The following is a 12,537-nucleotide window of genomic DNA, read 5'->3' as shown; positions in this document are numbered from 1 at the left end:
CGGGCGCCTCCGGACGGGCGGAAGCGTCCGAGGTCCGGGAGCGTCCGAGGGCCGGGGCGTCCGGCGTCAGTCCCGGGAGTCCTTGCGCAGCGAGACACGGCCCGCCTCGAGCGCCAGCGACTCGTCGTCGACGAGCTGCACGCCCTCGGCGTCCAGCGCGCGCTTGATGCGCCAGCGCAGCTCGCGCTCCACGCCCAGCGCCTTGCCGGGCATCGTCTTGACCGCGACCCGCACGGTCATCGACTCCAGCGTGACCGAGTCCAGGCCCAGCACCTCGACACCGCCCCACAGGTGCTCGTCCCAGGGCTCGGACTTCGCCAGCTCCTCGCCGGCCGCGGCGACCGCGGCGCGGACCATGTCGAGGTTCTCGGTGGCGCGCACCTGCACGTCCACGGAGGCCGTGGCCCAGCCCTGGCTGAGGTTGCCGACCCGCTTGATCTCGCCGTTGCGGACGTACCAGATCTCTCCGTCGTCGCCGCGCAGCTTCGTCACGCGCAGGCCGATCTCCAGCACCGTCCCGGTCGCCTCGCCCGCGTCCACCCGGTCGCCCACGCCGTACTGGTCCTCCAGAAGCATGAACATGCCGGTCAGCACGTCGGTCACCAGGTTGCGGGCGCCGAAGCCCAGGGCGACGCCCGCGACGCCCGCGCTGGCCAGCAGCGGCGCGAGGTTGATGCCCAGCGTCGACAGCACGATCAGTACGGCGGTGCCCATGATCAGCAGAGACGAGACGCTGCGCAGCACGGACCCGATGGCTTCCGAGCGCTGCCGCCTGCGCTCGGCGTTGACCAGCAGGCCGCGCAGCGCGTTCCCGCTGGCCTCGGCCTCGGCGTTCCGGTTCATCCGCCGGACGAACTTGGTGATCGCCCGCCGGACCACGAAGTTCAGCACGAAGGCCACGACCAGGATCAGCCCGATCCGGATGCCGCCCGCCAGCCAGGACTCCCAGTTCCGCTCTATCCAGCCCGCGGCGGTGTCGGCCGTCCGGCGGGCCTCCTCGATCGAGGGGACCGCGGGCGGCGGGGTGGCTCCGGTCAACAGGGGCACTGCGCAACCTTCCGTGCGGGACGCGTCCGCGCGGCCGTGAACGGGGCCTCGCGGGGGCTCTGTGCGGGAAGCGGACGCCTCCCCACACTAGCGGCGCCTCGCCCGCCGCCCGCGCGACGGACGTGAGGTTCCGGTCACGCCCCGGTCACCCCCTGCCACTGACCGGCGGTTCGGCGGAACGCCGTGTGGTGGAAAACACGGACACCGCGTTACCGGGCCGTGGTGGCGCAGGTGGTGGGGCAGACGACACACTGAGGGGAGATCGTCCCGGCGCGAGCCACGCGCCGCCGACGGAACTGGAGGCACCGTGCCGCATGTCCTGGTCCTCAACGCGTCGTACGAGCCGCTCGGCGTCGTACCGCTTCGCCGCGCGCTCATCCTCGTACTCAACGACAAGGCAGTCAGCCTCGAGGACTCCGGCGCCCTGATGCACAGCGCGACCCGTGTCATACCCGCCCCCAGCGTCGTACGCCTGAAGCGTTTCGTGCGGGTGCCCTTTCGCGGCCCCGTTCCCCTCACCCGCCGCGCCCTGTTCGCGCGGGACGGGGGCCGCTGCGCGTACTGCGGTGGCGTCGCAACCAGCGTCGACCACGTCATCCCGCGCAGCCGCGGCGGGCAGCACACCTGGGAGAACGTGGTGGCGGCCTGCCGCCGCTGCAACCACGTGAAGGCCGACCGCCACGTCGCCGAGATCGGGTGGCGGTTGCGGCACCAGCCCGCGCCGCCCACCGGCCTGGCCTGGCGGATCATCGGCACCGGTCATCGCGACCCACGCTGGTTGCCGTATCTCCAACCGTACGGCGCGGACGACGCCATGGCCCGGATCGAGGGCAGAGTTCCTGCCTGAGACCGGGCCATCACCGTGTCGCGGCGCCGACCCCGCGCGGGGACGGCGCCACGGCACGATCAGTCGCGACCGCCGCCGTCCTCCCCGCCCGGGCGCCCCTCCGGGTCCGGCCGCCCCTCCGGGCCCGGAGCGTCCCGGCCGCCCTCGGTGACCGGAGCGTCTTCGCCGTCCCCGCCGTCCCCGCCGTCCCCGCCGTCCCCGCCGTCCCGGTCGTCCTCGCGGACGGCGTACGCCTCGACCGACCACAGCGAGTAGCCGAAGCGCGTCCCGCGCTCCTCGCCCCGCACCCGGACGAACCGCGTGTCCTCCGGGGCGTCCATCCGCACGCTCTCCCGGCCGCCGCGGCCGTCGCTCACGGACGCCGCCGTGCGCCAGTCACGGCCGTCCGGTGACACCTCGATCCGGTACCGCTCGCCGTACGCCTCCTGCCAGTGCAGCACCACCTCGCCGACCCGGGCGGGCCGGTCCAGCTCGATCCGCACCCACGCGTCGTCCTCGGCCGGCGAGGACCAGCGGGTCTCCGCCTCGCCGTCCGTGACGGCGGACGCCGGGAAGTCGGGCGTCTCGTCCCCGGAGGAGACCGCCGCCGCGCCGCGCGCGAGATCGGGCCCGCCCGTCGCCGGGAACGCCCGCACGGTCAGCGTGCGGCGCTGCTCCCCGAACGCCACGCCGACCCGGTACACGCCCGGCCGTACGTCCTTCCCCGCCACGACCTCCAGCGGCACCCGGGTCGAGCCGCCGCGCTGCACGGTGACCTCGTCCGGCGCGCGGACGGTGAAGCCGTCGGGCGCGTCCACCTCCAGTTCGCCGCGGACGTCCTGCGGGCGGCGGCCGGTGAGCCGCGCGGTGACCTGTGCCCCCTCGCCGCCGGTGGCCGCGTACACGTCCTGCCGGGACAGCTCCAGCGAGGTGCCGGGGGTGTCGGCGTACCAGGGGGTGATCTCGTGCACGACCGGGGCGCGGGTGCCGTCCTCCCAGCGCAGCCGTACGGCGTCCGCGGTGATGCCTGACGCGTCGGACTGCGTCCAGCCGCTGCCGGACAGCCGCCCGATCCGCCGCCAGCCCTCGCCCGGCCCGCGGACCTCGACCTCCGCGCGGGTACCGGAGCCGGGCCCGGTCAGCACCGTCACCGCCGTCAGCGGCCGGGGCCGGTCAAGCTCCACGGTGAGGGCCTGCCCGGCCGCGTCCGCCGATCCGGACGGGCTCCGCTCCTCCGGCAGGGTCGGCGGCAGGTGAGTCGTGGGCGTCGTGCGGGCCCGGTAGGCGGTGCCCGGGTCGCCGTCCACCGCCTTCGCCACCGAAGCGCCCCTCCGGCCGGGCGGCCCGCCGTCGGCCCTCCGCTCCGCTCCGCCGTCGGCGCGCACGCCGGTCCAGTCCCCGGCGGTCTTCAGCGCACGGTCCAGGAACGCGGGAAGCACGCCCTCGCCCACGACCACCTGCGCGGCCTTCGCCTCGCCGCGCAGTCGCTGCACCTCCAGCTGCGCCTCCCAGGCCGCCGCGCCGTCCCCGCGCGCCTGCGCCGACAGCAGCCGCACCGCCGCGTCGCCGGCCCGGCCCAGCAGCGCGAGCTGGTCGAGCCACGGCTCGGCGTCCCGCGCCAGCGGGCGGGGCACCTGCTCCGGGGCGCGCCGCATGGTGCGGAACGCCTCCCGCAGCCGGTCCGCCGCGGTCCTCAGCCCGGCACGGTCGTCGGCGGCGTGCGCCTTCCAGAAGGCGTCGAGGAGCGGCGCCAGGTACGCCGACTCCTCACCGCCCAGCATCGACGACGCGTCGTTCCCGGCCAGCGCGCGCACGGCGGCACGGGCGCCCGGCTCCTCGCCGGCCAGGGTGCCGACCGCCGCCTCCCAGGAGGCGCCGGGGGCGTAGTCGCGCGGGTTCCAGGCGAAGTCCGCCACCGTGAAGAGGGGGATGCGGGAGGCGACGGGCTGTTCCATGGCGTTGGCCAGCAGTGCCGACGAGCCGGAGGCCACGGCCGGCTGCCGCCCCCGGTACGGGCCGAGGAACAACCGTTCGGGCGCGTAGTCGTTGACGGGGTAGTTGTCCATCGTGACCACCGGCTGCTGCGGGTACGCCTTCCGGACGCCCGCGAGCTCGCCGCCGGTGATGGTGCGTGGTACGACGCCCACGCCCGTCCACGCCACCTGCACGGAGTCGTCCAGCGCGCGGGCCAGCGCCGTCCGGTACGCGGTGCGGCCCTCCTGGTAGAACTCGGTCGGCAGCACGGACAGCGGCTCCAGGTCGCGGTCGCCCTCCTTCCGCCGCTGTGCGAGATGCGCGGCCACCGCGCCGGCCACCTCGGCCTGCGCCCGGGCCGCCGCCTCGGGGCCGGTCCCGTAGGTGTCGGCGTCCTCCTCGCAGTGCCACTCCTCGTAGGACACGTCGTCGAACTGCAGCTGGAAGGCGCGGACGCCCAGCGCCCGCATGGCGTCCACCTTGCGCAGCAGCGCGCGGCGGTCGCCCCCGGAGGAGAAGCACAGGCCCTGGCCGGGCGCCACCGCCCAGCCCAGCACCACGTGGTTCTCCTCCGCGCGCCGCGCCAGCTCGCGGAACGCGGCGCGCTGCGCGGCCGGGTAGGGGTCGCGCCAGCGGGCGGACTGCCGGAACGGGTCGCCGCCGGGCGCGTACAGGTAGCGGTTCTGCTTGGTGCGGCCGAGGAAGTCCAGCTGTTCCAGACGTTCGGCGTGGCTCCAGGGCTCGCCGTAGAAGCCCTCCGTGACGCCGCGGACCCCGGCGGTCGGCCAGTCGCGGATCACTACGCCCGGCACGCCGGTCGCGCCGTCCCGTTCGGTGACCAGCTGCCGCAGCGTCTGCGCGGCGTGGAAGAGCCCCGCCCCGCCCACGCCCGACAGGGCCACCGTGTCCCGGCCGTCGACGCGGCCCGCGGCGAGACGGTAGCCGCCGGCCGGCAGGTCGCCCCGCTCCCGCGCCTTCAGCGACCGCAGCGCCTCGCCGGCGGCGACCGTCCCCACCCGGACCGCCGTGCCGCGCGGCGCGGGCCCCTCGCCGGGCGCGCTCTCGTGCACGGTCCGCGCGCCCGCACGGCGCAGCGTCTCCCGCACCACGCGGAGCGCGTACGGGTCCGCGTCCTCGTCGGCGACCAGCGTCACCTCGGCGCCCAGCGGGGCGAACGCCTCCCGGTCGGCCGTGATCTGCTGCGGGCGCGGCCACACCTGCGGCGCCCCGCCCTCCCGCGTACGGTCCTCGCCGCGGCTGTTCGTTCCGTCGCCGGGGCCGCCCGGAGCCGCGTGCACGGTCGCCGGGCCGCCACCGAGCAGTCCCGACACCACCCCCGCCACCAGCGCCGCCGCGCCCGCGCTGCGGGCCATGCGGCGAGGACGGCGGGACGCGGGGACGTGCGGCCTCGCCTCGCGGCGGGCGTCACGGTCCGGTGACGGCACGGCGGCTCCCTCCCTGACGGCGTTCCGGCGCCGACGCGTGTACGCGGCGCCGCGTTCCGTGGTGCCGCACCCAAGGTAGCGGTCCGTAGCCGCGCGGTCTCCTCCCCGTCCCGCACCCCTGGCGCCGCACTGCCGGGTCCCGGTCAGCCGGGGCCGGGCCGAGCAGTACGGACGCCACACCCGGTGACGCACCGTCGCCGGATGATCACATCCCGGTGGTATGGCGTAAAATGTGGAGTGCGATGCCCAGAATGTCCGATACCCCTTCGCTCCGTCGGGTGTCCCACCGGCAAATCGGCGGAGCGAGCCACGTGAGGTGGGACACGTTCCTTCGCGGAACGCGTCTGTCCTCCCGCAGGCTGGGTAGGCGCGCACTTGACCATCGACGTCCATGAACGGGAGGCCCACCGTGGCCGCGTCCGCTGAAGCCCTGATGACCGTCCTGATTCCCAAACAGGTGCACGAGTCGGTAGAACCGGCCGGCGTGTCCGACATCGACTCCGGCCTGGACGGCTCGTGCTCCAGCGGCTACCCCGAGGCGCCGCTCACCAGTGAACCGCCGCTCGCCGACGTCGCACCGCTGACCAGCGAGCCCCCCATCGCCGCCGAACTGCCGCTCACCAGCGAGCCCACCGGCACCGGCTTCGGCACGGAGTCCACGGACATCTGATGGAGCGCCTCGCGCGGCTCGCGGCGGCGCACGGCGTCGCCACCTCCTACGAGCCCGCGCCGGGCACCGTGGTCGACGTGTCCGAGGACACCGTCGTCGCCGTACTGGCGGCACTCGGCGTCGACGCCACCACGCCCCGAGCCGTACGCGAGGCCCTCGCGCTCCACGAGCAGGAAGCACGCCGCCTGCTCCCGCCCACCGTGGTGCTGCGCACCCCGTCCGGAGGCGGCAGCCTCCCCGACCTGCCCGACGGCACGGCGTTACGCGTCGACACCGACACCGGGCGGTCGCTGGACTGGGGGCGCGGTACCGTCCTCCCCCTCGGCGTCCACACCCTGCGCGCCCAGGCCCCGGACGGGCGGGCGGCCCACGCCACCCTTCTCGTCGTGCCGGACCGGGTCCCGGCTCCCGCCGGCTGCTCCGGCGCTCCCGGCGCCGGAGGACGCCACGTCGGCCTGCTCACCCTCCTCCCCGCACTGCTCTCCGCCCGCTCCTGGGGCATCGGAGACCTCGGCGACCTCGCCGACCTCGCCTCCTGGGCCGGACGCACCCTCGGCGCCGGCTTCCTCCAGCTCGGCCCCCTGCACGCCGCCGTCCCCGGCGCGCCCACCGACCCCTCCCCGTACCGGCCCTCCTCCCGCCGCTTCCCCGACCCGGTGCACCTGCGCGTGGAGGCCGTGCCCGAGTTCACCCAGCTCGACGGCCCCGCCCGGGACCGCGCCGGCACCCTCCTCGCCCGCGCCGCCGCCCTCCGCGAAGCCGTCCTCGACAAGGGCGCGTTCCTCGACCGCGACGCCTCCTGGGACCTCAAGCTGGAAGCCCTCCGCCTGATGCGGCAGGTGCCGCTCGGGCCCGGCCGCCGCGCCGCCTACGACGACTTCCTCGCCGCGCAGGGCCGCGCGCTGGAGGACCACGCCACCTGGTGCGCGCTCGCCGAACTGCACGGCCCCGACTGGCGCGCCTGGCCCTCCGGCCTCGACGACCCGCGTTCCGCGCGCACCGCGCAGGCCCGCGCCGAGCACCGCGACCGTGTCGACCTCCACCGCTGGCTCGCCTGGCTCACCGACACCCAGCTCGCCGACGCCCAGCGCGCCGCACGCGACGCCGGGATGGCCGTCGGCCTGGTGCACGACCTCGCGATCGGCGTCCACCCGCACGGTGCCGACACCTGGTCGCAGCAGCACGCCTTCGCGCGCGGCATGTCGATCGGCGCCCCGCCCGACGCGTTCAATGCCCACGGCCAGGACTGGGGCCTGCCGCCCTGGCGGCCCGACGCCCTCGCCGACTCCGGGTACGGCCCCTACCGCGAGGTCGTCGCCGGCCTGCTGCGGCACGCGGGCGCCGTCCGGATGGACCACGTCATGGGCCACTTCCGGCTCTGGTGGGTGCCGGAGGGAAGGCCGCCCACCGAGGGCGCCTACGTGCGGTACGACGCCGAGGCCATGCTCGGCGCTCTCGCCCTGGAGGCCCACCGGGCCGGTGCCGCGGTGATCGGCGAGGATCTCGGCACGGTCGAGGACGGCGTACGGGAGGAGCTGGCCTCCCGCGGCATCCTCGGCACCTCGGTGCTGTGGTTCGAACGCGACTGGGCCGCCGCGGGCGCACGCGAGGCGCGCGCGGGTGCGGCGCACGCGCCCGAGGCGGAGGACGACGCGGACCACGTGCCCCCGCCCCTGCCGCCGGAGGCGTGGCGCGCGGACTGCCTGGCGACCGTCACCACCCACGACCTGCCGCCCACCGCCTCCCGCCTGAGCGGCGGACACGTCGCCCTCCGGCACGGCCTCGGCCTGCTCGGCGGTCTGCTCGGCGACGCGGAGCACGCCGACGCCGCGGAGACGGCCGGCTGGCTGGCCTGCTTCCGCGCGCTGGGGCTGCTCCCCGGGCACGGCCCCGACGACGGCCCCGACTGCCCCCGCGAAGCCGGCCTCCCGGACGCCGACGCTCCGGACGCCGCGCTGCTCGCGGCGCACCGTTTCCTCGCCCGCACCCCCGCCCGTATGGTCGGCGTGTGGCTGCCCGACACCGTCGGCGACCACCGTCCGCAGAACGTGCCCGGCACCTGCGACGCGTACCCCAACTGGCGGCTCCCGGTCTCCGACGCGGACGGCAGACCCGTCTCCCTGGAGACCCTCGCCGCCACTCCGCGGGTGCACGTCCTCTTCGAGGACCTGCGCGCCGCCCTCGCCCGGTGACCGGCCCGACAGCAACAGTCCGAACAGAACGCGAGGAACCGAACGCATGTCGCTCACCCTCCCCGGCGGGCCGCTGGCGCGGCGGTCTCCCGACACCGTCAACTACCGCGTCGACGGCCCCGCCCACCGCCTCTTCCAGCACTCCTTCCCCCGCCGCGTCCGCGCCCACTTCGGCGGCCGCACGGTCCTGGACAGCGTGCGCGGCGCCCTGCTGCACGAGACCGGCCTGCCGCCGCAGCTGTACGTGCCCCGTGAGGACGTCGACGACAGCCTGCTGACCGCGACCGACCACCGCACGCACTGCCCGTTCAAGGGCGACGCGCGCTACTACTCGGTGACGGCCGGGGACCGCACCGCCGAGAACGCCTTCTGGCACTACCCCGACCCGCTGCCCGAGGCCCGCTGGCTCGCCGGGCTGGTCGCTCCCTACTTCGACCGCATGGACGCCTGGTTCGACGAGGACGAGGAGATCCACGGCCACCTCCGCGACCCGTACCACCGCGTCGACGTCCGTCCCACCTCCCGCGACGTGCGGGTCGTCGCGGACGGGGTCGAGATCGCCGCCACCCGGCACGCGATGCTGCTGTCCGAGACGGGCCTGCCCAACCGCTACTACGTGCCGCGGCGCGACGTCCGCGTGGAACACCTCGAGCCGAGCGCGACGCACACGGTCTGCCCGTACAAGGGCCGCGCCTCCTACCGGTCGCTCCGGGTCGGCGCCCTCTCCCTGCCCGACACGGTCTTCTGGTACCCGGAACCGCTCCAGGACGCGGTCCGCGTCGCGGACCATCTCTGCTTCCACGGCGAGGGCGTGGAGACCCGCGTCGACGGCGAGGTGGCGGGCTGAGCGACCCCGGTCGCGCGCCGCGCCGGGGCATTGGTTACCTTCGAAGCGTGAAGACGAACGCTAAGACGAAGGCCCTGCGCGCCGGCACCCTCACCGCCGGGACCGCGGCCCTCACGGCTCTGCTGACCTCCCCCGCCTTCGCCCTCGTCCGCGACGACGGCGACGACCCGGGCCCCGGCCTGAGCATCATCGAGACCCTGGGCCTCTTCGTCGTCGCCCCCGTCGCGCTCTTCCTGGTCATCGCCGCCCTGGTCATGGTCGGCGACCGGCCCGCCAAGCAGGCCCCCCGGGACTGACGACCCGACGGCACCCCGTTCTGATATCGTTTTCGCGAGAGGGCGATATCGAACGGGGTGGTGCGCGTGTCCCGCACAGTCATCGACATCGACGACAAGCTGCTCGCCGAAGCCGCCGGAATACTCGGCACGGACAAGAAGGTCGCCACGGTGAACGCCGCACTGGCAGACGTGGTGAACCGTCGCAAGCGCCAGGCGTTCTTCGACCGGCTCGACGCAGGCCTCCTCCCCGATCTCACCGGTCCCATCGAGCCCGGCGAGGACGACGCAGGGGCGGAGCACCCGGCAGCGTGACCGAGCGTCACCTCATCGACAAGTCGGCCTTCGCCCGCTGGGGAAAGCCCGCAGTCCGCGCCGCGATCCGGCCCCTCCACGACGCCGGACTCCTTGCCGTCTGCGGCGCCGTGGAAGCCGGACTCCTCTACTCCGTGCGCAGCCGGAGAGACGCGCAGCAGGTGCGGGAGGAGCTGACCGGCTTCGACTGGCTTCCCACTCCCGACGAGGTGTGGGACCGGGTCCTCGACATGCAGCAGCGGCTGATCGACACCGGGAACTGGCGAGCCGTGTCCCTCCCGGACCTGGTGATCGCCGCGACGGCCGAACGCCACGGCGCCGTCGTCCTCCACTATGACGGCGACTACGACATGATCGCGGCCGTCACCGGTCAGCCCACGCGCTGGGTGGTCCCGCGCGGCACAGCCGACTGACGTCGCCGGCGCCACCTGCGGGTTGGGGCCGACGGAACGGTGCCGGGTTTCCGGACCCGACCCCCTGGCTCCGGTGTCCCGCGCTCCGCCGCCGCGGGGAACGGCGCACGGCGGCGACCACGGGTCCTGCTCACGCGACCGGGTTCTCGACGAGCGTGATGCGGTTGCCGTCGGGGTCGTGCAACGCGGCGAAGCGCACCGTTCCGCCGCCACCCGACTGCACGGGCCCTGCGGCGAGGCCGCGCGCGGCGAGCTCCGCCAGGGCCTCGTCCAGGTCGGCGACCGTCAGGTTGAGCAGGGTCGATCCGGCGTGCTCCGGGGACTCGAAGACCTGCACCCACCCGTCGGGGGTGAGGTGCCAGTCGGCCAGGCTCGGCATCGGCCGGGTGTCGGCGGGCCTGCCGATCAGCCGCTCGTACCAGAGCACGGAGGTCTCGACGTCGCGTACCGGGGCGACCGCGAGGACGTGGGAGACGTGCATGGCGGGTGCTTCCTTCCCTGAGGCGTGGGCGGGCCGGTACACGGAGAGACGATCCTCGCGCCGCAATCTCATCGCGGGCAGCGGAGTCCGCCTGCAGCGCATGCCCGACGGGCCGCGCGATCACCGGCCCGCTGCGCCGACGTCAGCCCGTCGCGGCGGACAGACAGCCGCTCGCCGACGGCTACCGTTGCCGCAGCCGCATGACGACACACACACTCTTCCCACTCGTCAGGTCGTCAACGAGGACGTTTGACGTGACGTATGAGTCCCGCCAGTGCCGCAGGCGAGGCATGGACGTGGATGTCCTGATCATCGCTCTCACGGAGCGCGTGGTAACCGTGACCCCCCTGGGAGACTTCGAGGCATTCGGCTCCTTCTCCGCCGCCGGAGAAGGACGATTTCTGCCATTCGATGCTGTTCAGTGGGTACACGGCTCATGCCTCTCGGGTCAGTCCGTACAGGAAGTCTCGTGACGCGTCCGCGTCGAGGGCCATTGCCTCGACCTTGTCGAACAGCTTACGAAGCCTGACCAACTCCGCCGCAGCGTGGACGAAGCCACTGCCGTGCGCCGTGTCGCGTTGCACGGTGTCGAGCTGAGGAACGACGCCTCCGACGTGGAGCATCGAGCAATTCGCTCCACCGAAACCGTCCGCGGTGAAAGGGATGATGCGCAGGGTGATGTGCGGCTGCTCGGACGCACGGATGAGCTCCCGCCATTGCTGAAGCATGAGGGTGTGGTCGGCGACCTTGATCCGCAACGCGGACTCGTGGATGACCGCTGTGTAGGGCGTCTTCCGGCTGCCTGCGAGAACCGACCGGCGTCGTACGCGGTGCTCGACGCGTGGTTCGAGTTCCTGAGGCGGCAGCTCCGGGACCATGAACGAGAACACGGCGCGGGCGTAGTCCGACGTCTGCAGTAGGCCCGGGACGTGAACCACGCTGATGATGCGCAGGAATGCCGCGTGATGCTCCAACTCCGCGAGGTCGAGGAAGCTGGGCGGCAGGACACCGCGGTATTCGTCCCACCAACCCTGCGTGCGGCCCGTGGCCATCGCGACCAGCCCTTCGAGTAGAGCCGCATCGTCGCATGCGTAGTGCGAGGCCAGACGCCGCAGGCGTTCCTCGCTGATGCCGGCTTTGCCCGACTCCATCTGGCTCATCTGGATGGGATTGGTACCGAGGAGGGCGGCTGCTTCGCGGGCAGTTCGGCCTGAGGCCTCGCGCATCCTGCGGAGTTCCGCGCCCAATCGCTCCTGACGCGCCGTGGGTTGGGTCCTCGGGGGCATGGCTTCCCTCTCGTCCTGGCCGAGCGTCCGTCGAGCGTTCACGTGGTTGCGACGTACTAACCTTATGCCCTACTGTCTGTCACGCGCCGCTCACCGTGTGAGTGCCTGCAAGACGGAAGCGCACCGTAGCGCCCTGCCCGCGGCGGGGGACCCACGGCAATGCCACCGCGAGGCGCCGCCAGTCGCGACGGCGGAATCCGGACACTGATAACGGAGACCCGACATGGCTGCCGACACTCCTGCCGAACCCTGCCCCGGTGAAGAGCGCTGGGAGTACACCTTGCACATTCCTCATGACGCCCGCGCGATCGGCATCGCACGCTCCACCCTGCACGCCGTGCTCGTGCGATACGGGTTGCCTGAACTTCTGGACGTCGCGACGCTCTTGGCGACCGAGCTGGTGACGAACGCCTACCTCCACTCCGGTGGACCCGCATCGCTGCGCCTGCGTTGCAGCGGCGGGAGGCTCCGCCTCGGTGTGTGGGACACGGACCCCACACCACCCGCCGGCGCCGATCAGGTTCCCGTAGCTGACAGGGAGTCGGGTCGTGGCTTGCTGCTGGTGAACGCGTGCGCCGATGCGTGGGGATGGTTCCTTCTCGGCGACGACATCTTCGGCGCACGCGGCAAGTTCGTCTGGTGCGAGCTCAACATCAAACCGGACCCCGAGTATTGGGACGTCGCCGCGTAGTGCAGGGGGACCGGGTGAACGGCCTGGCCCGCCCCCGGCGCCGGTCTCGACTCGCGGTGCAGTGGTTGACTGGGC

Annotated in this window: 13 protein-coding genes; 8 read left to right on the top strand and 5 right to left on the bottom strand. The window is 74.0% G+C overall.

Going from position 1 to position 12,537, the window contains the following annotated elements:
* Positions 1 to 66: 66 nt before the first annotated feature.
* On the bottom strand, positions 67 to 1,047 hold the full coding sequence (locus RM572_RS02435; RefSeq protein WP_311671574.1) for a mechanosensitive ion channel family protein: 981 nt from the start codon (positions 1,045 to 1,047) through the stop codon (positions 67 to 69).
* Positions 1,048 to 1,354: 307 nt separating this feature from the next.
* Between RM572_RS02435 and RM572_RS02430 the strand changes: the two genes are divergently transcribed.
* Positions 1,355 to 1,894: an HNH endonuclease gene (locus RM572_RS02430; RefSeq protein ID WP_027763668.1), complete on the top strand. Its 540-nt coding sequence runs from the start codon at positions 1,355 to 1,357 to the stop codon at positions 1,892 to 1,894.
* A gap of 59 nt (positions 1,895 to 1,953) precedes the next feature.
* Here the strand turns inward: RM572_RS02430 and RM572_RS02425 are convergent, their stop codons facing one another.
* Positions 1,954 to 5,220 carry a beta-N-acetylglucosaminidase domain-containing protein gene (locus RM572_RS02425; RefSeq protein ID WP_311671573.1) on the bottom strand — a complete coding sequence of 1,089 codons (3,267 nt, stop codon included), beginning with the start codon at positions 5,218 to 5,220 and terminating at the stop codon, positions 1,954 to 1,956.
* Between the two features lie 481 nt (positions 5,221 to 5,701).
* Here RM572_RS02425 and RM572_RS02420 point away from each other — a divergent pair, with 481 nt between their 5' ends.
* The 6 genes from RM572_RS02420 (at position 5,702) to RM572_RS02395 (ending at position 10,004) form a co-directional block, all read left to right on the top strand.
* Positions 5,702 to 5,962, top strand: a complete 261-nt coding sequence (locus RM572_RS02420; RefSeq protein WP_311671819.1) for a hypothetical protein — start codon at positions 5,702 to 5,704, stop codon at positions 5,960 to 5,962.
* On the top strand, positions 5,962 to 8,154 hold the full coding sequence (gene malQ / locus RM572_RS02415; protein WP_311671572.1) for a 4-alpha-glucanotransferase: 2,193 nt from the start codon (positions 5,962 to 5,964) through the stop codon (positions 8,152 to 8,154). Before RM572_RS02420 ends, malQ begins: the two co-directional genes overlap by 1 nt.
* A 46-nt stretch (positions 8,155 to 8,200) precedes the next feature.
* Positions 8,201 to 9,001, top strand: coding sequence for a DUF427 domain-containing protein (locus RM572_RS02410; protein WP_311671571.1), 801 nt, complete (start codon positions 8,201 to 8,203; stop codon positions 8,999 to 9,001).
* 47 nt (positions 9,002 to 9,048) lie between these two features.
* Positions 9,049 to 9,297, top strand: coding sequence for a hypothetical protein (locus RM572_RS02405; protein WP_311671570.1), 249 nt, complete (start codon positions 9,049 to 9,051; stop codon positions 9,295 to 9,297).
* A gap of 66 nt (positions 9,298 to 9,363) precedes the next feature.
* Entirely contained in the window at positions 9,364 to 9,591 is a 228-nt protein-coding gene (locus tag RM572_RS02400) for a type II toxin-antitoxin system VapB family antitoxin (RefSeq protein WP_311671569.1), read from the top strand.
* Complete coding sequence (locus RM572_RS02395) at positions 9,588 to 10,004, top strand: PIN domain nuclease (RefSeq protein ID WP_311671568.1); 417 nt, start codon at positions 9,588 to 9,590, stop codon at positions 10,002 to 10,004. Before RM572_RS02400 ends, RM572_RS02395 begins: the two co-directional genes overlap by 4 nt.
* Before the next feature lie 130 nt (positions 10,005 to 10,134).
* Here the strand turns inward: RM572_RS02395 and RM572_RS02390 are convergent, their stop codons facing one another.
* The 3 genes from RM572_RS02390 to RM572_RS02380 form a co-directional block, all read right to left on the bottom strand.
* Positions 10,135 to 10,485 carry a VOC family protein gene (locus tag RM572_RS02390; protein ID WP_311671567.1) on the bottom strand — a complete coding sequence of 117 codons (351 nt, stop codon included), beginning with the start codon at positions 10,483 to 10,485 and terminating at the stop codon, positions 10,135 to 10,137.
* 236 nt (positions 10,486 to 10,721) lie between these two features.
* Positions 10,722 to 10,916, bottom strand: a complete 195-nt coding sequence (locus tag RM572_RS02385) for a DUF397 domain-containing protein (RefSeq protein WP_311671566.1) — start codon at positions 10,914 to 10,916, stop codon at positions 10,722 to 10,724.
* A gap of 3 nt (positions 10,917 to 10,919) precedes the next feature.
* Positions 10,920 to 11,771, bottom strand: a complete 852-nt coding sequence (locus RM572_RS02380) for a helix-turn-helix domain-containing protein (RefSeq protein ID WP_311671565.1) — start codon at positions 11,769 to 11,771, stop codon at positions 10,920 to 10,922.
* A 223-nt stretch (positions 11,772 to 11,994) separates the two neighbouring features.
* On the opposite strand from RM572_RS02380, the gene RM572_RS02375 reads away from it, so the two are divergent.
* Positions 11,995 to 12,462: an ATP-binding protein gene (locus RM572_RS02375; RefSeq protein ID WP_311671564.1), complete on the top strand. Its 468-nt coding sequence runs from the start codon at positions 11,995 to 11,997 to the stop codon at positions 12,460 to 12,462.
* Positions 12,463 to 12,537: the final 75 nt, after the last annotated feature.

Source organism: Streptomyces hazeniae (assembly GCF_031845485.1).
In the GTDB taxonomy this organism is placed as follows: Bacteria; Actinomycetota; Actinomycetes; order Streptomycetales; family Streptomycetaceae; genus Streptomyces; species Streptomyces hazeniae.
This window is presented reverse-complemented; position numbering and strand designations above follow the sequence as displayed.